Annotated in this window: 18 protein-coding genes; 1 reads left to right on the forward strand and 17 read right to left on the reverse strand. The window is 51.6% G+C overall.

Translation table 11 applies throughout. From position 1 onward, the window contains the following. Nucleotides 1-12 precede the first annotated feature (12 nt). Nucleotides 13-855 carry a YitT family protein gene (locus ACX4JR_RS14705; RefSeq protein ID WP_476060580.1) on the reverse strand — a complete coding sequence of 281 codons (843 nt, stop codon included), beginning with the start codon at nt 853-855 and terminating at the stop codon, nt 13-15. Nucleotides 856-1,725: 870 nt separating this feature from the next. On the opposite strand from ACX4JR_RS14705, the gene ACX4JR_RS14710 reads away from it, so the two are divergent. Next, the gene (locus tag ACX4JR_RS14710) at nt 1,726-3,822 is read left to right on the forward strand and encodes a PocR ligand-binding domain-containing protein (RefSeq protein ID WP_476058762.1); all 2,097 of its coding nucleotides are present in this window, start codon (nt 1,726-1,728) and stop codon (nt 3,820-3,822) included. A gap of 274 nt (nt 3,823-4,096) precedes the next feature. On the opposite strand, the gene prfB is transcribed toward ACX4JR_RS14710, so the two are convergent. The 16 genes from prfB to ACX4JR_RS14790 all read right to left on the reverse strand — a co-directional run bounded on the left by prfB (nt 4,097) and on the right by ACX4JR_RS14790 (nt 22,804). Continuing rightward, nucleotides 4,097-5,198, reverse strand: a protein-coding gene (gene prfB / locus ACX4JR_RS14715) for a peptide chain release factor 2 (RefSeq protein ID WP_476060581.1) whose coding sequence is annotated in 2 segments (ribosomal slippage) — nt 4,097-5,128 and nt 5,130-5,198 — 1,101 coding nt in all. Because the reading frame shifts where the segments join, the coding sequence is not laid out codon by codon here. Between the two features lie 93 nt (nt 5,199-5,291). After that, nucleotides 5,292-7,922, reverse strand: coding sequence for a preprotein translocase subunit SecA (secA, locus tag ACX4JR_RS14720; RefSeq protein ID WP_476058763.1), 2,631 nt, complete (start codon nt 7,920-7,922; stop codon nt 5,292-5,294). 163 nt (nt 7,923-8,085) lie between these two features. Then, nucleotides 8,086-8,622 carry a ribosome hibernation-promoting factor, HPF/YfiA family gene (gene hpf / locus ACX4JR_RS14725; protein ID WP_476058764.1) on the reverse strand — a complete coding sequence of 179 codons (537 nt, stop codon included), beginning with the start codon at nt 8,620-8,622 and terminating at the stop codon, nt 8,086-8,088. 210 nt (nt 8,623-8,832) lie between these two features. Next, nucleotides 8,833-9,030, reverse strand: a complete 198-nt coding sequence (locus ACX4JR_RS14730) for a cold shock domain-containing protein (RefSeq protein ID WP_476058765.1) — start codon at nt 9,028-9,030, stop codon at nt 8,833-8,835. Nucleotides 9,031-9,313: 283 nt separating this feature from the next. After that, complete coding sequence (locus ACX4JR_RS14735; RefSeq protein ID WP_476058766.1) at nt 9,314-10,084, reverse strand: ComF family protein; 771 nt, start codon at nt 10,082-10,084, stop codon at nt 9,314-9,316. A gap of 20 nt (nt 10,085-10,104) precedes the next feature. Continuing rightward, nucleotides 10,105-11,829, reverse strand: coding sequence for a GGDEF domain-containing protein (locus ACX4JR_RS14740; RefSeq protein ID WP_476058767.1), 1,725 nt, complete (start codon nt 11,827-11,829; stop codon nt 10,105-10,107). Between the two features lie 144 nt (nt 11,830-11,973). Next, nucleotides 11,974-12,300, reverse strand: a complete 327-nt coding sequence (locus tag ACX4JR_RS14745; protein ID WP_476058768.1) for a hypothetical protein — start codon at nt 12,298-12,300, stop codon at nt 11,974-11,976. 89 nt (nt 12,301-12,389) lie between these two features. Then, nucleotides 12,390-13,580: a methionine adenosyltransferase gene (gene metK / locus ACX4JR_RS14750; protein WP_476058769.1), complete on the reverse strand. Its 1,191-nt coding sequence runs from the start codon at nt 13,578-13,580 to the stop codon at nt 12,390-12,392. 162 nt (nt 13,581-13,742) lie between these two features. Next, nucleotides 13,743-13,976: a YlmC/YmxH family sporulation protein gene (locus ACX4JR_RS14755; RefSeq protein ID WP_476058770.1), complete on the reverse strand. Its 234-nt coding sequence runs from the start codon at nt 13,974-13,976 to the stop codon at nt 13,743-13,745. A gap of 152 nt (nt 13,977-14,128) precedes the next feature. After that, nucleotides 14,129-15,661, reverse strand: coding sequence for a phosphoglucomutase/phosphomannomutase family protein (locus tag ACX4JR_RS14760; RefSeq protein ID WP_476058771.1), 1,533 nt, complete (start codon nt 15,659-15,661; stop codon nt 14,129-14,131). Between the two features lie 82 nt (nt 15,662-15,743). Further along, nucleotides 15,744-16,499, reverse strand: a complete 756-nt coding sequence (locus tag ACX4JR_RS14765; RefSeq protein ID WP_476058772.1) for a YetF domain-containing protein — start codon at nt 16,497-16,499, stop codon at nt 15,744-15,746. A gap of 335 nt (nt 16,500-16,834) precedes the next feature. After that, nucleotides 16,835-17,731, reverse strand: a complete 897-nt coding sequence (gene galU, locus ACX4JR_RS14770; protein ID WP_476058773.1) for a UTP--glucose-1-phosphate uridylyltransferase GalU — start codon at nt 17,729-17,731, stop codon at nt 16,835-16,837. A 142-nt stretch (nt 17,732-17,873) separates the two neighbouring features. Further along, entirely contained in the window at nt 17,874-18,962 is a 1,089-nt protein-coding gene (locus ACX4JR_RS14775; RefSeq protein ID WP_476058774.1) for an MraY family glycosyltransferase, read from the reverse strand. A gap of 184 nt (nt 18,963-19,146) precedes the next feature. Further along, nucleotides 19,147-19,578, reverse strand: coding sequence for a 3-hydroxyacyl-ACP dehydratase FabZ (gene fabZ / locus ACX4JR_RS14780; protein ID WP_476058775.1), 432 nt, complete (start codon nt 19,576-19,578; stop codon nt 19,147-19,149). 104 nt (nt 19,579-19,682) lie between these two features. After that, the gene (gene csaB, locus ACX4JR_RS14785) at nt 19,683-20,762 is read right to left on the reverse strand and encodes a polysaccharide pyruvyl transferase CsaB (RefSeq protein WP_476058776.1); all 1,080 of its coding nucleotides are present in this window, start codon (nt 20,760-20,762) and stop codon (nt 19,683-19,685) included. A gap of 104 nt (nt 20,763-20,866) precedes the next feature. Continuing rightward, nucleotides 20,867-22,804 (reverse strand): DUF5693 family protein, encoded by a 1,938-nt coding sequence (locus ACX4JR_RS14790; RefSeq protein ID WP_476058777.1) that lies wholly within the window; start codon nt 22,802-22,804, stop codon nt 20,867-20,869. Nucleotides 22,805-22,806 lie beyond the last annotated feature (2 nt).

Here is a 22,806-nt window from a genome sequence, read left to right on the forward strand (position 1 = left end):
ATAACTTATTGATTATTGTTTGCCATAAGCCTTAAACCCTTCGCCCAATACTTCCCTTACATCCGTAAGGATGACAAAGGCCGAAGGATCTATATCGTATATTACTTCCTTTAACGTGCTCACTTCCGAGCGATTAACCACCGTAAGAAGCACTTCCCTGTCGGTTTGGGTGTATACCCCCTTACCCTTAAGGGCGGTAGCCCCCCTGTCCAGCTCTCTGGTAATGGCCTCGGCTATGGCATCAGTCTTTTCGGAGATAATGAAAAAGGCCTTGGCATAGCTCATGCCCTCCTGAACCAGGTCAATCACCCAGGCAGTGATAAAAATGGTCAGCAAGGCATACATGGCCAACTCCCAGCTGTGGAAGGTCAACCCGGCCGATACTACCACCACGGCATCTACAAAAAAGAGCAGCTGTCCCACATTCATCCCGGTATAGCTGCGCAATATAGCAGCGGCCAGGTCGGTCCCGCCGGTGGTGCCCCGGTAGCGAAATACCAGCCCGAGCCCGAGGCCCACCACGGCCCCGCCGTAAAGGCTGGCCAAAAGGGGCTCCTGGGTGGGAACCGGCAAAAACCTGTCCAGGAGATCCACGGCTGCAGACAGGGCAATGGTACCGTAAAGGGAACGGAAGCCGAATGTCAGCCCCAGGCGGTAAATACCCATGGCAAAGAGAGGAACATTCATAAACAGCATGGTAAGCCCCACCGGCGGACCCAGTAAATAGTGCACCACGGTGGCCGCCCCGCTAACCCCCCCGGCCGCTATCTTATTGGGGATGAGGAACATATCCAGTCCCAGGGCGGTTAATATCACCCCGGCAGTAACCCAGGCAAATTCTACAAGCGACTTCATTTTCACGGAACATCTCTCCACCTGACGCAAAAACAGCTAGCAGTAGCATTTCCCGAAAGGGTCGCGGGTATTAAAAACAAAAAAACACCAAGATACACTTTTCTAGCAGAGAAAAGAATTTCCTCCCCCGGTGTCGAAAAAAAGGCGGCCCGGGCACACACCCTGGCCACTGGCTTCAATAAGTTAAAATCAGGTGCCGGGCAGTTTTTCACACCCTCTGAGGAGAACGCCCGGTTCATCCCGGGTGTTTTTCTTCTATTGCTCCTCAAGGGCTTTAATTGAGTACTCACCGGCTGATAAAATTTTGGGACTTTGGTCCTATATTTTAGGACCGAAGTCAATTTTGGTATAGTAAAAAAAGCTTTATGATATACTGAGTAGTCTCTAAGCTGGCTAAAAAGCGCCCGGCATAGAGTTGCAAGCAGGACGGGGCCCAGTGCAGGTGCTTTAAAACTGCAGGCAGGCCCGGAGGGAACAGCGGGAACCCAGCACGTAGCAGAGGGCTGTAAATATTATCTCGGTGGCATATGAAAGTAAGGCAGGCAAAAGGAAGACAAAAAGGAAATAGTTTTGCCGCAATGCTTGCAGTAGTACCGGCGGATTAACTGAATTTTCCGGTTACGGCATTGCAGCGATAAATACCTGTTTCCGTGGGGATTAAAAAGGATTTACTGGTTATTTGCCGTTTGCTGGTAGTTCGACAGATGGACTGACCTAATAAAAAAAGCTAATATAAAGTGAAAAAGGTTTGCAGATTGCTCTGGCATCAAAAGCGATTGCAGGTTGTTCAATCTGATATATGGGCCCGGTTGGGGCTAGGCTTGGGCTAAATAAAAATGAGAATTTAGAAGAAGGGGTGGCTGAGCGCACATGATGAAGGGAAAGCCGGTGTTCTATCAAGAGCTCAAACAGATAGGTTTACAGGAACTTTTAAAGAGTATGAGCCGGGCCCTGGGACTGGCGGTTATGGTTGCGTACCCGGGCGGCCATCCGCTGACCGAACCCTCTAACCTGTGTTCTTTCTGCGCCCTGCTTGACAGCAATCCGGAAGCGCGGGCAAGGTGTGCAGCTTCGCACGCGGCCTCTGTGAAGGCTGCTGTAGCTGCAGGAGAGGAGGTTCTTCACACCTGCCATGCCGGGCTGATGCATATGGCGGTTCCCCTGCAGGTGGGTGGAGAGATCGTAGCCGTGGTGCTGGGCGGCAACGTAGCCCTGCGTCCGCCGGCAGAGGAGGCAATAGCGCGGCTGGCCCGGGAAACGGGCCTTGACCTGAGAAAGCTTCAAGCGGCATCCGGAGCGATACCCATCTGGCCAGAAGATCGGCTCCGGACTACCATGGCGCTGGTACAGGCGGTAGCGGACACCGTAGCCCGGCTGCTGTACGCCAGACAGGAACTTCAGAGGAAGGTGAACGAACTTACCACTCTCTTTGAACTAACCCGGACGGTCTCCGGCAGTCTCCAGGTGACCGAAGTGGCGCAGCAGGCCCTGAAAGCGGTGCTGGGGCTGACCGGAGCCACCAGCGGTTCGGTGGTAATGCTGAGTGAGGTAATGCCGGGGGTTACGGAAAGCGAAACGGCGGCTACCCTGGAACCCTGCAGCGAGTTCCGGGTTGTACCTGCAGGCGAAATAATTGCCGCCGTTGAGCGAGAGGCCCGCACCGCACACTTTGACAGCCATCCCGAAGGCAGCACGCCTGAAGAAAGGCGGCCGGCGGTAGCCATACCCCTTACGGTCGGGGGTAAGGTAACGGGCGTACTGACCATAGCAGGCAGGCCAGAAGGTGCGCGCTTTACAGAAGATGAGACCGTTTTTTTAACTACCCTGGGTACCAGTCTTGGGCTGGCGCTGGAAAATGCCCGCCTGTTTCGCCAGTTGCAGGCAAGGGCAACCATGCTGGAACGACTTATTGAAGTAGGACAAGTGATATCGAGCAGCCTCGATATGGACCTGGTCCTTGAGTCGGCTCTGGCGAATTTAAGAGATGTGTTAGGTGTACAATGGTGTGCGCTACGGCTGCTTGACAAGGAGACGGGCGAACTGGTGCTGAAGGCCAGCCTGGGTATGAGTTCGGAATTGCAAGCCAAGGCAGGCCGTGTCCGGCCGGACGGTACCCTGCTGGGCAAGGTTCTTCAGACGGGAGAGCCCGTTATCGTGGAAGATCTGACCGCTAACGGAACCTGCCTGCACCTACCTTACTACGCGGCGGAGGTGCGGGCCGTCGCCGTGGTGCCGGTGGAAGTGGGCGGAAAAATTCTGGGCACATTGAAGGTTTATTCCCCTGTACCGCGGCACTGGAGGAAAGAAGAGATCGACTACCTATCGACCATCGCGAGCCAGACCGGGCTGGCACTGGAGAACGCGCGCCTGTACTTGTCGCTGCGGGAGTATTATTCGAGTGCCGTGCAGGCGCTGGCGGCGGCGTTGGAGGCCAAGGACGTTTACACGAGAGGTCATTCCATGCGGGTAGCGAAGTGGGCGCGGGCATGTGCCCGCGTGCTGGGGCTTGGCATTGAAGAACAGGAACAGGTATACGTGGCCGGGCTTTTGCACGATCTGGGCAAGATCGGTGTGAGGGAGGACATTCTGCTCAAGCCGGGGCCCCTCACTGCGGAAGAAAGAAAGGAGATGCAGCGCCACCCGCTGGTGGGGGCCAGGATTCTGGAGCCGGCCAGGTTTCCGGCTGCGGTCATTGCAGCCGTGCGGCACCATCACGAAGACTACGGGGGCGGTGGTTATCCCGCGGGCCTGGTGGGAGAAGAGATCCCGCTCCTGGCGCGCATTATCCGCGTGGCGGATGCTTACGATGCAATGACATCGGCCAGGCCGTACCGCGAGGCGCTCACTGCGCGGCAGGCGCGGGAGGAACTGCGGCGGTGTGCAGGTCAGCAATTTGATCCCGGGGTGGTGGATGCTTTCCTGCGGATTCCGCAAGATAAAATGGAATATACTATACCGGCGGATTAAAATCCGGCCGCCGAATTAAAAACCGGCCCGGGGATTAATTATCTATGTTTGCCTGCAAAAAATGCAGGCAATTCAAGAGTTCTACGTGATAAACATGGCTGTGGGCTTGATGGATAACTCTGCGAGTTACCCACAAGGCCCACAGCCACTACTACGACTACTATCAACCACCTTCTTAACTAGGTATAGATAAATAGTTCACAACGTAGAATTCAACTTGCTTTTAGGTTCGTCATGTACTATAAAAACTACGTTTAATCTTGGTACATTTAAACTACCCCCGGGCCATTTTTTGCAGATACGCCGATATGAACTGGTCAATATTGCCGTCCATCACCGAGTCCACGTCGCCCACTTCCACCCCGGTGCGGTGGTCCTTCACCATTCTGTAGGGGTGGAAGACATATGAACGTATCTGGCTGCCCCAGGCGATTTCCCGCTGCTCGCCCCGCAGGGCCGCCAGTTCCTGCTCCTTCTTTTGCAGCTCCAGGTCCAGCAGCCGGGCCTTTAATAACTTCATGGCGGTATTCCGGTTGGAAATCTGGGAGCGCTCGCTCTGGCACTGGACCACAATCCCGGTGGGAAGGTGGGTTATCCGCACCGCGGAATCGGTTTTGTTCACGTGCTGCCCGCCGGCCCCGCCGGAGCGGAAGGTATCAATCCTGAGGTCTTCCGGTTTAATTTCCACGTTTATGTCTTCCTCTACCTCGGGCAGGACGTCCACCGAGGCAAAGGAGGTATGTCTTCGCCCGGCAGCGTCAAAGGGGGAAATGCGCACCAGGCGGTGCACACCCTTTTCAGACTTCAGGTAACCGTATGCATAAAGCCCTTCCACCCCTATGGTGACGCTTTTTATTCCCGCCTCGTCTCCCTGGAGCATATCCATCACGTTTACTTTATAGCCCCGGTCCTCGGCCCACCGGGTATACATGCGCAAAAGCATTTCCACCCAATCCTGGGCCTCGGTACCGCCCGCCCCGGCGTGCAGGGTCACAATGGCGTTGTTGCTGTCATAAGGCCCGCTGAGCAGTACTTCCAGCTCCATTTTCTTCAGCCGGGCCTTCAGGCCGGCCAATTCCGACCGGGCCTCGGCGGCCAGCTCCGCAGCTTCTTCCTCTTCGCCCAGGTCCACCAGGGCAGTAAGATCTTCATAGCTCCTTTCCACTTCTTCAAAGGCCGATACCCGGTCCTTCAGATCGGATACCCTTTGCATTATCTTCTGAGCCCTTTCCTGGTCGTCCCAGAAACCCGGGGCCAGCATTGATTCTTCCAGCCGGGCGATTTCCTGCTTTTTAGCAGCAATGTCAAAGAGAAACCCTCAAATCTTTAATACGTTTCCCTATGAGCTCCAGTTCCTTCTTCAGTTCACTGAACAACATTATTCCCTCCAAAGTAAACTTCGTATAAAAATTATTATCAGACAGGATAACAGTATTTAACAGGATAAAATTAATTGTATTTATTCTTATCTATTCCCTACCGCAGCATTTTTTGTATTTCTTACCGCTGCCGCAGGGGCAAGGGTCGTTGCGCCCCACTTTTTTCCCCCTGCGCACGGGCTTTCCTGCCCCTTCTTCACCGCCATACCTGTTCTCAACCACCTGGCGCTGCTCCCGGGGAGTCTGAATCACGTTTACCCGGAAAACGTAACGCACCACATCTTCCTGGATAGCGGCCACCATGTTCTGGAACATCTGGTAGCTTTCAAACTTGTATTCCACCAGGGGGTCCTTCTGGCCGTAAGCCCTGAGTCCGATTCCTTCCCGCAGCTGGTCCATGGCATCCAGGTGGTCCATCCACTTTTCATCCACTATGCGCAAGAGCACCATGCGCTCTATTTCCCGCAGCACATCCGCGCCCAGTTCTTCCTCCCGGAACCTGTAAGCATCCAAAGTCTTTTCCAGCAGGTATTCGTATAATTCCTTGCGCCCCATGTCCTGCAGGTCTTCTGCGGTTAAATCATGATCCGGCAGAAAAACCTGCCCGGCGTAAACCAACAGGCCGGCGAGATCCCACTCTTCGGGGTAAACCCCCTCCGGGGCGTAGGTATCTACCGCCCGTTGCACCACTTCTTCCATCATTTGCCGGACAATTTCTCCCGTATTTTCGCCGGTCAGGACCTGCCTCCGCTGCCGGTAAATAACCTCCCGCTGCTGGTTCATAACGTCATCGTACTGCAGCACGTGCTTGCGGATATCGAAATTCCTGTTTTCCACTTTCTTCTGGGCGCTTTCCAGGGAGCGGGTAATAAGGCTGTGCTCAATGGGGACGTCTTCCTCCATCCCCATTTTTTCCATAAGGCCGGCGATGTTATCCGACCCGAAAAGCCTCATAAGGTCATCTTCCAGGGAACTGTAGAACTGGGTACTGCCGGGATCGCCCTGGCGGCCGCAGCGGCCGCGCAGCTGGTTATCAATGCGCCGGCTTTCATGGCGCTCGGTCCCGATGATATGCAGGCCGCCCAGTTCCACAACCTTGCGGCGCTCTTCTTCGCATTCCCGCTTGAATTTTTGCAAATACTGATTATAAAGCTTTTTCTGCTCCGGGTCTTCCAGGTTGCCGTCATAACCCCGGCGCTTGAGTTCCTGCATGGCCAGAAACTCAGGGTTGCCGCCCAGCAAAATGTCGGTGCCGCGGCCGGCCATATTGGTGGCTATGGTTACTGCACCCAACCTGCCTGCCTGAGCCACAATTTCAGCTTCCTTTTCATGATACTTGGCGTTGAGTACCTGGTGGGGAACCCCCCGCTTGCGCAGCATCTGGCTCAGCATTTCCGACTTTTCAATGGACATGGTCCCCACCAGAACCGGCTGCCCGGTGGCGTGGCGCCGGACAATTTCATCAACCACCGCCTTAAATTTGGCCCTTTCGGTTTTGTAAACAACATCGGGCAGGTCCTTCCTGATCATGGGCTTGTTGGTGGGAATAACCACCACGTCCAGCCCGTATATTTTTCTGAATTCCTCTTCCTCCGTGGCGGCGGTACCGGTCATCCCGGCCAATTTATTGTACATGCGGAAGTAGTTCTGGAAGGTTATGGTGGCCAGGGTCTGTGACTCCCGTTCTATTTTTACACCTTCCTTGGCCTCAATGGCCTGGTGCAGGCCGTCGCTGTAACGCCGCCCGAACATCAGGCGGCCGGTGAATTCGTCCACAATTATTACCTGGCCGTCTTTAACTACGTAATCCCTGTCCCTTTTCATCAATGCATGGGCTTTCAGGGCATTATTCAAATGGTGGGTCAGCTCCATGTTTTGCTCATCGTAGAGGTTTTGCACGCCCAGCATGCGCTCAACCTTGGCCACGCCCTCTTCTGTGAGAACCACAGAATTGGCCTTTTCATCCACTATATAATCGATTTCCGGCTTAAGCTTCGGCACAATGCGGGCAAATGTATAGTAATGGTCCGTGGCCTTATTGGCCTGTCCCGATATGATCAACGGGGTCCGGGCCTCGTCAATAAGGATGCTGTCTACTTCGTCGATTATGGCGTAATTTAATTCCCTCTGCACCAGCTGGTCGGGATGAAGGGCCATGTTATCGCGAAGGTAATCAAAACCGAATTCATTATTTGTGCCATAGGTAACGTCCGCATTGTACGCGCCCTTTCTCTGCTCCCAGTTCAGCCCGTGAACTATCAGCCCCACGGAAAGGCCTAAAAAGCGGTATACCCGCCCCATCCACTGGCTGTCCCTGGTGGCCAGGTAATCGTTCACGGTGACTACGTGAACGCCCTTCCCCGTAAGGGCATTCAGATATACCGGCAGGGTAGCCACTAAAGTTTTGCCTTCACCGGTTTTCATTTCGGCAATGCTCCCCTGGTGCAGTACAATACCGCCCATGAGCTGCACATCGAAATGTCTCATCCCCAGTACCCGCCGGGACACCTCCCGCGCGGTAGCAAAGGCTTCCGGCAGCAGCTCATCTAAGGACTCTCCCCGGTCCAGCCGCTCCCGGAACAGGATGGTTTGCCTTTGGAGCTCCTCGTCACTCTTGCTCTGCATTTCAGGTTCCAGGCTATTTATTTTATCAACGGTTTTCTGTAGCTTTTTAATTTCCCGAGCATTATCATCCAGGAGATTACGTAACATTTTCAGCATAGTAAAATCACCTTTCTAATAATAAAGGAACCCTCCGGTTCCTGCACATACTATAAGTTTACCTATCTTATTCTAGCACTAAGCAGTAAGAGTAGCAAGAAAATTGCAAGGATGAAAAAGAGGGGACAGTACCCCTCAAAAAAGGATACTGTCCCCTCTTCGCCTATTCGTATTCCGGCTCTATGAGGCCGTAATTTCCGTCTTTGCGCCTGTATAATACATTGATTTGCTCCGTTTCGGCATTGGGAAATACAAAGAAACTGTGTCCCAAAAGATTCATTTGCAGAATCGCCTCATCCACCGCCATGGGTTTTACAGGGAAACGCTTGGTACGTACAATCTTCGGGCCCTCTTCTTCCCGGTCTCCTTCCATAAAAGCCGCTCCCCCGGCTACCTTTTGATCGCCCTGTCCCCGGCGGCGCATCAATTTACCCTTATATTTCTCTATTTGCTTCTCCAATTTATCCACTACCATGTCCACCGAAGTATACATATCGCCGGTGCTTTCTTCACCTCGGAGAATCATTCCGTTAATAGGGATGGTTACCTCAACCTTATGGGACTGGTTTTCAACATTCAAGATAACCTGGGCATCTCCCATGTTATCCAAAAACTTATCCAGTTTTCCAACCCTCTTTTCAACATATTCCTTGAGGGCGTCGGTTACTTCAACATTCCGCCCGCGCACCAGTACTTTCACATTCCCAACTCCTTTCCGAGGTGAGTATTACTTATTATTCCCGAAATAAGGAAATAATCTTCCGCAAACTGTAAGTGAATTGTAAAGTATTTTTTCATTAAACGCAACATCATTTCGCCGGGTTGTAAAAAAAATATTATAACCTAGTGCCAGCGGGACTGAACAGTTATGTATAAACTGTAAAGCCCCGTGTAACCGGGGCTTTGTTTCTTATAATTTTACTACATTTGCAGCCTGAGGGCCACGGGCACCTTCCACAATCTCAAACTCTACCGCTTCACCTTCTGCCAGGGTCTTAAAACCTTCTTCCCGAATGGCAGAAAAGTGAACGAATACGTCACCTCCGTCCTCCCTTTCAATGAAACCATAACCTTTCTTTGCATCAAACCACTTAACCCTACCTTTCATAAAACACTCCTCCTAAAAAATTTTACTCCCGTGGCCTTGCACCACGATAGCAGAATATTAACACCTAATATCTTTCGTGTCAAGTTGTTATTTTTTCCCATATACAATAAATAAAAGCTTTATCGACAAAACTTTCTTGTCAATTCAGGGGTGTGAATTCTAAAACTGTGGATGATGTGGATAACTCTGTTAATAACCCGGATTTCAAAGCACCGGGAATGTTAATAAAATAAATTATTTGCCACATATTGTCTAAATGCGTTTCCTTGACCTGTAATCTACGTCAATATTTCCCGATAACTCCACCTGCTGCGGTAAGAACAAATACTCCTGCTGTTTGACACTGTCGCAATCTTGTGGAAATATTTTCCATAGTCGAGCCCGTGGTAAGCACATCATCGACAAGCAATACATTCTTATCCCTGATTTTTTCAGGGAAAAGAACTGAAAAGGCATCACATAAATTTTGTTCCCTTTCCCGCCTGGAAAGGCCCGTTTGCGGCCTGGTTTCCCTGATTTTCACCACTGACCGGGCATCCACCGGTAAATCCATGATCCGGCCCAATTCCAGGGCCAATAACTCGGCCTGGTTGAAACCCCGGCGGGCAAGGCGCCCGGGAGAAAGGGGAACCGGAATAATCACATCGGTCCGGGTAAAAACTTGTTCCCTGCGGGCAACGCCCGCCATTAACTCCCCCAGGGCCCTCACTACACGGCGGGTACCCCTGTATTTCAAATGTAATACCGCTTCCCGGAGCACCCCCCGGTAGGGGGCCACCGCCCTGGCCATATCGAAAGACGGCCTCCGGCTAGAACACAAAAAACAGGGATAACTGCCGACACAAACCCCGGCTGCCGTAACCCCGTTATTAACCGGTGTTCCCGGGAATCTACCGCAAATGGGACAGACCGGGCCGGTTCCCTGCTCACGCAGCCACGCCCGGCACTGCCGGCACATTTCAGCGCCGGGACTGTGAGTCCCACACAGCGGACAGCTTTCCCGGGGCGGGTATACGAGGTCTAAAAACCCCTGCCAGAAGTGCTTAAGGTTCACCGTGGACAACCCCTGAACTTTCACGAAATCCGGGATATGGTAATCTTCTTATCCGCACCGGGTAAATCCATAAGGGAATAAACCTCGGTGCGGTCGCGACCGTTCTCCTTGGCCCGGCGCAAGGCCCGTTCCGCCTTACCAAGCAATTCTTCCATATCCCCGGCATCCCGGGGATAGCAGGCTACCCCCAGGCTGACCCGCACACTGCACCGGTATTCCCCGTTGTCGACAATACTGCTGTTAACCGCCCGCCTGATATCTTCAGCCAGTTTAGCTGCCAGAGCTTCTCCTACTCCCGGCAATAAAACGGCAAATTCTTCTCCGTCATAGCGGGCCACCACTCCTTTGGGCCCCACCACCGAAGATATGGTCTTGCCCACAAAAGAGAGCACGGCATCCCCTACCTCATAACCGCAGCTGTGATTAATTCTTCTAAGGTGATCAATATCTACCATAATTAGAGATACCTGTACGTTTTCACGGCTTCTTTCTGTAAGCTCCTTTTCCATGTACTCAAAAAAGTAACGGCGGTTATAAAAGCCGGTTAATTCATCGGTCCTGGCGGTTATTTCCAAACACTTGTTTAGCCTGGCATTGGCCACGGCAAGTGCCGCCTGGCCGGCAATGCCGGTAAAAATATGCAGGTGACTTTCGTTAAAAACAAAGGGGCGCTTATCCCCCAGGACCAAAAGGCCCACTACCTCCTTTTCCGCTAATAATGGAATAACAAGCAAAGACCTGTGTACCTGGGTTAATCCAGGCTGAATATTGACCCGCGGGTCCCGCCTGGAATCATAAATTATGGCCGGCTCACCACTCTGGGCCAGACACCCTAAAAATTCCCGCCCGGGGAAAACCAGCGACCCCTTTAGCTGGCGCTTGTAAGCCCCCGCCAGGGCCCTTGCCTCATAACACCTTTTTTCCTCCGACCAAATATAAACGATACCCGTATGATATCTTACCACCCGCCTTGCTTCTTTAAGGATTAATTCCAAAATCCCATCCAGGCCCAGCTTATCCCCCAGGGCCTTTGCTACCTCGTAGAGAACCCGGAGCTCCCGGTTGGCCAGTTCCAGGTGCACATAAAGCCGCAATACAAACTGCATAACCAACACCGGCAAAAAAAGCAATAACACGCCCCACAGTCCCGTATTATTGTACAGTACCACCATAAGCGCCCCCAAGGGGGTAGTAACAATATATGTCAGCCCGTCCCAGCGGAGAGCGTCCTTCCAAAAAATAAGGGGATTATTTTTTCTTTCCGGAAAAAGATAAAAATATATGAGAAGCTGATTGATGGCAAAACAACTGACCAAAAAACCGGCAAGGGGAACAATATTCCCCCAATCCAGGCGCTCCGAAAGGCTTCCCCCAAGATATGTATACATAAAATCGGCCCCTGTGATGGCCAGCACATACTGGGAAGCATTAAATAAAATAGTGGGCAAAGAATTATTCCGGGCCATTCCCTGCCCCAGCAAACATCCCAGGGCAGTGATCCACACCGCCCCGGCAGGGCCGAATATGACATAAGATGAAAAAATTACCGTAAAAATGGCGGAAAGCTGCCCCTGGGGAAAGGTAATCGCAAACCATTCAGCCAGCATTGCCAGGGCCAGCATAAAGAGCATGTCCCCGGTCAGGTCAAGATCGAGCATGGGGAACAAATAAGAAACAAACCAGTAAGCCAGAAAAATTACCGTCCATCTATAGATAATAAAGGGCAATTTACGGATTACCTTCATGGTATTGTCACCCCGTTAAATTTTAAACGCATCCCAAAGTTCATTGATTATTCGACAAAGAACAGGTAATTACCTCCGAAAAAGGGAAAAACTTAGCAGTAAAAAAGAAAATATAGCAAAAATAACGGGAGCTTAAATCCCCCGTTATTTTTCCCTGCCGGATACGTCATCTTTTGAATTTTCCTGGCGAAAACGCAATCCGTACCTGAGAGACAGCCGCCGCAATATAAGGGGTGTTTCATCCTGTGAGCCTGCATCAACCAATTCCAGTTCCGTTTCCGGCATCCGGGAATTTTTCTTGCGTATAAGGTTACGCACCAGGCCCTCTGCCATATCCGCCTGGTTATGCAGGGTTACCACCAGTATTTTTTTATCCCGTTCTCTTAATTCTCTTATCAACTCCTGGACAAACCGTATGAGAATATAGAAAAACCAGGCCAGGGTAAGGGTTAAAAAAATTAACGTTGTCAACGGGATCACCCCTCTCCTTGCTCCACACTATGCAGTACCGGGCAGAGAGGTGACAAAAAAAGAAACGGGAGACCTTATTTGACTCCCGCCTACAATCCTGCCTCTTTTCTTAAAATTTCAGCTTTATCGGTACGCTCCCACGGCAGATCAATATCCCGGCGGCCGAAGTGGCCGTAGGCAGCCGTATTACGGTAAATGGGACGCCTCAAATCCAGCGACTTGATAATCCCCGCCGGGCGAAGGTCGAAATGCCTGCGGATTAGTTCAACAATTTTCTCTTCATCTACTTTATTGGTGCCAAATGTATCTACCATTATTGAAACGGGCCTGGCCACGCCGATGGCATAAGCCAGTTGAATTTCGCACTTATCCGCCAGTCCTGCGGCAACCACGTTTTTAGCCACATACCGGGCGGCATAGCTGGCAGAACGGTCCACCTTTGTGGGGTCCTTGCCGGAAAAGGCCCCGCCGCCGTGACGGGCCATGCCGCCATAAGTATCAACAATAATCTTGCGCCCGGTAAGTCCCGCATCCCCCTGGGGCCCCCCAATGACAAACCTGCCGGTAGGATTTATAAAGTAACGGGTCTTGGAGTCAAGCATTTCCGGGGGCACAACGGAACGCACCACCTTCTCAATAATATCTTCCCGTATTTGTTCCAGACTGACCCTGGGATGGTGCTGAGCGGAAACCACAATGGTATCCACCCTGACCGGCCTGTCACCTTCATATTCCACGGTAACCTGCGCCTTGCCGTCCGGGCGCAGGTATGGCAGTTCCCTGGTTTTGCGGGCAGTGGCAAGCCTGCGGGTCAGTTTGTGGGCAAGGGTAATGGGAAGTGGCATGTACTCGGGCGTTTCATTGGTGGCGTAGCCAAACATCATACCCTGGTCACCGGCGCCGATGGCCTCAATTTCATCTTCGGTCATTTCACCGGAACGGGCTTCCAGGGACCTGTCCACGCCCATGGCAATATCGGGGGACTGTTCGTCAATGGAAGTAATGACAGCACAGGTATCACAGTCAAACCCGTACTTGGCCCGGGTATAACCAATTTCCCTTACTGTTTCGCGGACCACCTTGGGAATATCCACGTAACACCTGGTAGTGATTTCGCCGCCGACAACGACGAGACCGGTGGTAACATAGGTTTCGCAGGCAACCCTGCCTGCCGGGTCTTCCGCAAGAATGGCATCAAGAACAGCATCGGAAATCTGATCGGCAACCTTATCCGGGTGACCTTCCGTTACCGATTCAGAAGTAAACAGGCGTTTTGCCAATATCAGAACCTCCCTTATAGGTTTTTATGCCGGCACTTATGCATCCGGCACAAAAATCGCCCCAAAAATAAACCATTTTGGGGCACCTAAGTATTTTTTAATTGCAACAAGGCCGCCAATCCATGCCAATTAAAGAAGTTGCTTGCCTGAATCGCCCCGCCTTTACACTTCAACCAGCACGGCATCCTGGCCGATCTTTTTCACTTTATCCCAGGATATGACCACATCCTGACCGGCACCGAAAAGGCGAAAATATTTTTTGCGGCCCTGCAGTACCAGTGCCTTCACCTTACCAGTTTCCAGATCCAAATGCATATCCTTTACGGGGCCCAATTTGGCACCGTCCACTATATTAATTATATCCTTACGGCCCAGCTCGGAGATTTTAAACAACACTGCTGCCACCTCCTCCTGGGCCATAATATGCACCGGGCCCGAATTCGGTTACAAATAAAACAGGATTGAAATTTATTCAAATTTGTAAATTCGCCACGTTTTAAAATTATCCTTGTAGTGTAACCTCAATTTTTATTTTATCTTGTAAATTTTTAATCCCGCCAGGAATTATCTTTTAATCCTAATTTTTCACACACTTCTTCCCGTAATTCCTGTACCCTGTTTTCACTTTCTGCCTCAGCGTAAATTCTAAAAAGGGGCTCCGTTCCGGACGGGCGGACCAGCACCCAGGAGCCGTCCTGCAATACCAATTTTACCCCGTCAAGGGTAACCCGGGAAGCAACAGGTACCCCGGCCAATTTCTCCGGGTTAAAGTCCTTCATTTTTACCAGTACCCGCTCTTTTTCCTCCCGGCTTGTATGAACATCCCGCCGCTTACTAAATACCGGCCCGAATTGTTCATATAAATCTCGTAAAAGTTCCCCCAGGCTCTTTCCATGAACGGCAACCATTTCCGCCGCCAGGAAACCGGCCAGGATGCCGTCTTTTTCCGGAATATGACCCTTTATGGAAAGACCTCCGCTTTCTTCGCCACCAAGTATACAACCCCTTTCCAGCAAGTTCCGGCCGATATATTTAAAGCCTACCGGAGTTTCAAAAACCTCCTGGCCGAATTTCTCCGCCATCCGGTCAAGAAGGTGGGTGGTGGCCACCGTTCTGGTAACAGGTCCCTGCATGCCCCGGCTCTTTACCAGGTGGTAATACAAAAGGGGAAGAAACTGGTTGGGCGTGATATAAGTGCCGTCGGCATCTATAATTCCAAACCGGTCCGCATCCCCGTCCATGGCCAGGCCAAGGTGAGCCTTTTCATTAATTACCCACTCCTTGAGCTCTCTCAGAAGTTTTACCTTTGGTTCGGGCAAATTCCCGCCGAAAAGCGGGTCCCGGCGACATTGAATTTCATACACTTCGGCGCCCGCTTCCCTTAGCAGGGCCTCCAGATAGCCGATTCCACAGCCATACATGGGGTCCACAATTACTCGCAGTCCCGCCCGGCCGATTGCCTCTACATCAACCAGCCTGTTCATGTGGCGGGCATAATCAGGAAACGGGTTAATTTCTTTAATCTCGGCTTTCTTTTTGTTATTCACCACCCTGGCAATAATCCCGGCAATATCTCCCCCCACCACCGCTTCCTCCAGGGCTGAAGCCTGCTCCTGATCCCATTTGCCCGGAATAACAGCACCCATTTTTCCCCAAAAATTTTTTTGCAACCTGTCCAGGTTTCTTTCTATCTCCCGGGTTATGTGGGGAAGGGCCGGCCCGGCATAATCGGGAATAAACTTCAGCCCGTTATACTCCGGCGGGTTGTGACTGGCAGTAATCATCACCGCCCCGGCAGTATCCCATAATTTCACGCCGAAGGCCGTCACCGGAGTGGGAGTGGGGGATTCGGTCTTATAAACCGGCATGCCGTTTTCCGCCATAGTATCGGCAACGGTGTCGGCAAACCTGTCCGACAGAAAACGGTTGTCATAACCTATCACTACCCCCTTACCTCCCATTTCGTGGGCATTTATATAACCGGCAATGGCCCGGGAAACCAGGCGGACATTATCAAAAGTAAAATCGTCGGCCATAATTCCCCGCCAGCCATCAGTGCCGAATTTTATGTTTCTGGACATATATAATACCTCCTTAGCAATTTTGTTGCTTATTATTTCGCTTAACCCCTTGGTACCACGGCAAAACCGGCGGTAACCCCCGTCAGCTGTCCATTCTGTGCTTGCGGCGTTTTTGTATGGGAACCTTGTCCGTGGGATCCGTAAGGTGGTCTATTTTATCCTGTTTCAAATCTACATATAAGTTGCCGCCGGTATCCAGGGCCGCAAAATTCACATCGGATACACTGGTTACCCCTTGTTTTTCCAGCTCCTTAAAAAGCCATTCCTCGGTCAGGTTATTCTGAATCAGGTTTTGCTCGATAATCTTCCCGTCCTGAATAATTTCCGAGGAAATTCCCTCATATTTGGTAGGAATATTTAAATCCGAGGGGGTCACCGGGCGCTTATGGCTCTTGGGAAGCACGCTCAGTGAGCCATTGGGCTCGGCCACGGCAAACTCCACATCCCCAATATCGAAGATTCCCTGTTCCCTCAACTGCATTGTAAGATTATCCATATTATACAAGAGCTTTTTCATATTATCTTCCAAAATTTTACCATTATGAATCACCACCGTGGGCTCACCCTCCAAAAGCTTTCGTGCAGGGCGGTATTTCAAGGCCACCCATTCGGCGGCAATGGTTAAAAGGCCGAAAACTGCCAGGCCAAAGGCGTAATAATAAGCACTCTCCCCGAGTTCGACCACCAGCGATCCCGCTATGGAGCCAACCACAATGGCATTTATAAAATCGGCCACGGTAAGCTGGTTCACCTGGGATTTACCGATCAGCCTGGTTACCAAAAGAATTAGCACAAAGGCGCCCAGTGCACGAAGCAAAATTTCCGTGTAAGGACTCATTTCTTACCCCTCCCTGACAGTATAAATTTACAAGAATTAGTTTTCCGGCCAGTTCTGTTATTATACCCCACAAGGCTGGAAGTTACCTTAAACAGTTTTATTTTCACCAATATATGGCAATACTATTCCCAGGAGGGTGATCCGCCGTGAAAAAAGCCGAACTTTTAAAAACCCTTAATGAAAGAAAAAAAATGCTGCAACAGTACTTGGAGTTTATCTATTCCCAGCGTAGAATCACAGATTCCCGCGCAAAAAGAAAATAACGGGGGCGGTTTTCGATATACTGAAGTATATATCGAAAACCGTCCCCGTTATGTGTTTATACCCTTTAAAAATTAAAAACCGTTCCCCATTGCTTCCTTTTTCTCTCCGCAAACCAGGTTTTTAAGATATGCCCGGAATTCCTCCACAAGATCCGGCCTCTCCAGGGCGAATTCCACCGTGGCCTTCAAGTAACCCAATTTATCTCCCACGTCGTAACGCCTGCCTTCAAATTCATAACCGTATACGGCATCCCTTTTTGCCAGCTCTCTCAAAGCATCGGTAAGCTGAATTTCACCCCCTGCCCCGGGAGGGGTATTGGCCAAAATATCAAATACCTCGGGCTGAATAATATAGCGCCCCATAATGGCCAGCCGGGAAGGAGCCTCTTTCGGATCAGGTTTTTCAATCAAATCGCGGCACCGGTATACTCTTTCCCGGACAACTTCGGCATCCAAAATCCCGTATTTACTGACTTCACCCGGGGGAACTTCTTTGACGCCTATTATGCTCCCACCCATTTCTTCGTACAAATCCAGCATTTGCTTGAGACAGGGCACATCACTGCGGACAACATCGTCCCCCAGCATAACGGCAAAGGGCTCGTTTCCTATAAATTTTCTCGCGCAATATACCGCGTGGCCCAGGCCCCTGGGCTCTTTCTGCCTTACATAATAAATATCCACCAACTCACTTATATCTTTAATTAATTCCAATAATTCCGTTTTACCCCTGCTGCGTAAAAGTTCCTCCAGAAGGGGAGACTTATCAAAATGGTCCTCTATTGACTTTTTGTCCTTACCCGTAATGATAAGTACGTCTTTAATGCCCGAATTTACCGCTTCTTCTATTATGTACTGAATGGTGGGAGTATCAATTATAGGTAGCATTTCCTTGGGCTGTGCCTTGGTAGCGGGCAGAAAGCGGGTTCCCAATCCTGCTGCCGGAATAACAGCCTTTTGTACCTTCACATCATCACCCCCTGGATTTTTTAAGTACTACTTGTAATAATTAGTTAACGCCCTGCCATATTCCTCTAAATTTTTTCCGACAAAAAAAGTGCCCTTGCAGGCACCCTCAAACCTTAACTGGCTATTTTATTAGTTAAGCCGCTTATACATCCAAAGAACGTTTTTGCCGGCTGTTTTCCACGGAGATGGTTGTCCCCCTTCTCCTTCCAATAACACCGACCTTGTTGGCCAGCCAGATTGCCGCTGCCGACAGTATAACCAGCAGTACTGCCGCCTGGTCGGTGGAAACCACATTCAAAACCACGGCGCTTGCTCCCAGCACCAGGCTTACACCGTAAATTGCCAGCACCGTCTGCCGGTGGGAAAGTCCCATGGCCATCAGTTGATGGTGGAGGTGCTCCTTGTCCGGCTGGAATATGGGCCGGTGATTATGATAGCGTCGTACAATGGCAAAGAAGGTGTCCAAAAGTGGTATCCCCAAAATCACCAGGGGTATGATTACTGATATGGCGGTGATACTCTTGGTAAAGCTGATAATGGACATTACCGCCAGGGTAAACCCCAGGAACATTGACCCCGAGTCACCCAGGAATATATTTGCCGGGTGGAAATTATGCCTGAGAAAGCCCAAAACCGCAGCGGCAAAAGTAAGGGCCAATAACACAACCTCTGTCATCCCCGGCACACTGAACAAATAATGCTGGGTCCAGGCCACGGCGGCCAGCGTAAGGGCCGCAATACAGGATATTCCTCCGGCCAGCCCGTCTAACCCGTCAATTAAATTAATGGCATTGGTAACGGCCACGATCCAAAAAACAGTTACCGGAACGGCCAACCACCCCAAAAAAAGCATGTTACCGGAAAGGGGGTTGGTAACGTAATACACCTTGATCCCAAAGGGTACTACCGCAAGAGCCGCTGCTATCTGTCCCAGAAGCTTGACTTTTGCAGGCAATCCCTTAATATCATCAACAATTCCCAAAACCATTACCAGTGTACCGCCGGCCAAAAGGCCTAACAGGGGCGGGTCTATCTGCTGGGACAATAACACCGACGGCACAAAAGCCATATATACGGCAAGACCCCCGATACGGGGCATGGGCTGCTTGTGCACTTTGCGGGCACCGGGCTTATCCACCGCTCCCCAGGAAAAAGCCTGCTTTCTAACCCACGGAGTAAGTACCCAGCCCAAAATCACGGCCAGTATAGGGGCGGCAATCGCCTTGATCACGTTCTATCCCTCCGGATAGTAATAAACACTTGAAAACAGTATCATTTCTATGATACCACCGGCAATAATAGAATCCAAAGGTCAAAAAACCGCAATACCGGAAACTGAGCATCTAATTTCATACCAATTCGCCAAAATTCGCAGAATGGCTTGTCTCAGGCTTAATTTTCGTCCTCTCAATTTCTTAATCACCCTGAGCTATGGCAAACATTAATTCAGCTTCTGCCGCCACATCTTCACCCACCCGGGCCACCGCCCTGGCCTTGCCAATGCCGCCCCTGAGCTTCAACAGTTCCACCTCTATGCGCAAGGTATCCCCGGGAATCACCCGGCGGCGGAATCTGGCTTTATCAATGCCGGCAAAGAAAGCCATCTTTCCTGCAAATTCAGGCATACTTAAAACTGAAACCGCTCCTACCTGGGCCATAGCTTCGATTATGAGCACCCCCGGCATCACCGGATAATCCGGGAAATGCCCCTGAAAAAAGGGCTCATTTGCGCTAACATTTTTAATCCCCACAGCCCTTTTGCCGGGCTCCATTTCTTCAATCTTGTCCACCAGCAGGAACGGGTACCGGTGGGGTATAATTTCCTTTATTCGGTTAACATCCAGCATGTAATATCCCCCTGTTTGTATAATTTCCCTTAAAGTATACCATTTTTACCCACGGAATAAAAAAACTATTGAACTTTGATCCCAAAGGAGTGGGTTTTATACATTTACCTGTCGGCACCGAAAACAAACTTTGCCCCCTCCCGGGCCTTTTCCCTCAACGGGGCCACCCTTTGCAGCAATTCCTGCCGGCCCAGGGCAAGGACGCTCTCCACACTGCCGAGCAGCGCCTCCCCGTCCAAATTATCCGGGGAGCCTGCCGGCTCCAGTCCCAGGCGGGAAAGGAAGCGCTCCACCTTGGGATCGTAGGCAACGCCCACCGGGGGCACCCCCAGCGCGGCGGCAAATATGAGGGAGTGCAGGCGCATACCCACAAGCAAGTCGAGATTGCTTACCACCGAAAGCATTTCCGGAACGGAACAACTCCGGCGCAATATCACACTTCTTTCACTCATCATCTCGGCAACGGCTTCTGATATTTGCAGGTCCGCAGGGTGCTGCATGGGTAAAAAAATAACCTGCATCCCCTTTTGGGCCAGCCGGTCGCACACCCAGGCAATTATAGACTGCCACCGGTCTCCCTCCCAGGGGCGCACGGAAATGCCGGCCAGCGGACCATTCCCCGGTTCAACCCCGGCGGCCTGCAAAATAACCCGGCCCGGCTCGCGGGACACCGTTTCCGGATCCAATCCCAGGACCGGGTCCGCCGTCACCGCAACCGGCTTTTTTACACCCATGGCCAGCAAATCGGCCCGGGATTCTTCGTCCCGTACCGTAATGGCCGATACCCCGCTGGCCGCCCGGGCCACCATATAACGCCCCAGGCTGCTTTTTACCGGCCCTATCCCCTGGGCATAGAATATCACGGGCTTGCCCAGCATGCGGGCCAGCCATACCACACCCAGGTAATAAACCAGGTTTTTGATACCGGTAACGTCCTGCAATAAGCTGCCCCCGCCGCTAATTAACATATCCGCTTTTCGCAAAGCCATTATAACTTCACCCGGCTTCCACCTGTTTACCGCCTCCACACCGTAGGTGCGGGCGGTATATTCCGGGTTGGCGGAAAGGACCACCGGGCGGAAATTGGAGTCCCGCTCCCGCAGGACCTGCAGCATGCTGTAAAGGACGGCCTCATCCCCCAAATTGTGAAAACCGTAGTAGCCTGAAATAACGGCCCGCACCATGTATACCCTCCGTTAGTAAGGCCGGTGCTCTCCGCAGCGCCCGGGTGCTTCACGCCGGCAGAGCTGCGCAATTCCCTTGCCGGGCAGAACCGGCCTTAAAAATTCTAATTGACGGGCAGTTTTTGCAATAAATGCCTCCCCGCCTGCCAGAGGGCAATCAGCACCAAGCCCCCGAGAATGCCCAACCACAGGCCGTTGAATCCCCGCAGCAGGGAAATTACCAGCGGGGTGTGGATATGGGCGAAGGTATTAACCATGGAAACCTGGCCGATGGCCCCCAGGATTAAAAGAGGCATATAGCGATCGTCCCGGTAGCCCGTATACAGCAAAAGCAAAAGCAGGGGGTGGCCCAGCAGAAATTCCTTGGTGCGGGGTCTTACCGCCAGGGCATTTTCCAGAAAAGTCCTGAACTGCTGCTCCAGGGGCAGGACAGCACCCGCGTCCGCATTGCCGGTACGCACCAAATATATTAATAAAACCACGGCCAGAACTCCCGCCAAGGCGGCTAATCCCACCGTAACCGGGTTTTTTACGGTGCGCGCCAGCTTTTGCGCCCAGTTTTCTCCCCGCGGCACGGTGAAGAAAAAGTATCCTGCCGCCAAAGCCAGGGGGATTACGTGCGCGGCCTTAACACCCGCAAACTGGTCAATCTTGAGCATAAATCCTGCATCGGCCAGCAGCCCCACCATCAAAACAGCCCCCGTCAGGGAAAAAAGGGAAATTTTGAACAGTCGCAATACGGCCCCGGCAGGAGAGAGACCTTTTTCCCGCACGCCCCAGATAACGGCAAGGGTGGGAAAAATAATTACCGAAGCCAGGGCCATCAGTTTTCTGGCCAGTGTCAGCAAAGGCGGGCTGGCAAGGCCTGCCCCCATGAGAGCGAGCCACACTATAAGTCCCGCCGCCCCCAGTACCGCCCACCGGGAAGGGAACAGCCGCAGGGCAAGCAGCAGCCCGCCGGCCAGAACACCCAGCCCGATAACCAAAATACTCCACCGGGACACATTTAAAGGGCCAAAGAGGGAAGCCCGGCCAAAAGTAAACCCCTCTTTTTCCAGGGAGTTATGCAATTCTCCCAGCAGGCTTTCCAGGTTAACATTAAATATATCCGAATATTCCGTTCCGGTAAAAAACCTTACCAGAAGTATTCTTATATTCCGGTCCGTAGCGGCCAGCTCATACCTGTCCACGGCACCCCCGGGAGTATACTTACCCATTTCTTCGTTTGAAATGGTATGCAGCCTTACAACCTTCTTATCCAGCAGCCGGGCGAGGTTGTTGAAGCCCTTTTGGTCAAAAAATTCTATCTGTACCAGGGGCACCCCGAGCTGTTTTATCTCGTATCCGAGAACCCTTAACAGTTCTTTATCCTTATACCCGGGCAATTGTTCGTCGTTAAATAAGATCCCTGTAAGATTGGGCACCCGGTGCAAGGAGCTGAATACATCTTTAATTTCCCGTTGTTTTACCTCCGGCCAGGTACGGGGCTGTACCAGGATGTTAAATCCGGCCCGGGCAACCTCCTCCATCCGCTCAATGGGAAAACCCAGGCCCCACTGTTCCAGCCGGTCAGGCGACAGCGGAGTCAATATTACATAATAACCCCCGGTCAACTCTTCTGCTTCCACGGGCAACCCCTTGGCCCGCAAATTGGCCGTTACCCGCTGCCAGGCATTTTCATCATCGGTAAGCAAATATGTAAAACCGGGGTTAAACTCACCGCCGGGAAACGATTGGGGGTTGTAAGTACGCAACTCTCTCCCGGTTCCTATCACAAATTCGCCCCTGTCTTTCAGCGTTTTGGGGGTATCTTCCTTAAACAGAACAGTGGTTACACCCTGCCCGCGCAACTTCGCCAAAAGTTCCGGGGTGTCGCCATCCCGGAACTGGGCTAAGCCCGCCACTTCGTCGTAAACCACCGCTATTTCCATTTCCCGGTGTTCTTTTTCCAGGTTGTAGCGCTGCCAGGCCGCATACCCTGCTGCCACCAGGGCAATCCCTATTAAAAAAATCAGGCCCCTTATAAACCACCTGTTATGCATAT

This window comes from Desulfofundulus sp. JL263-se, assembly GCF_056316025.1.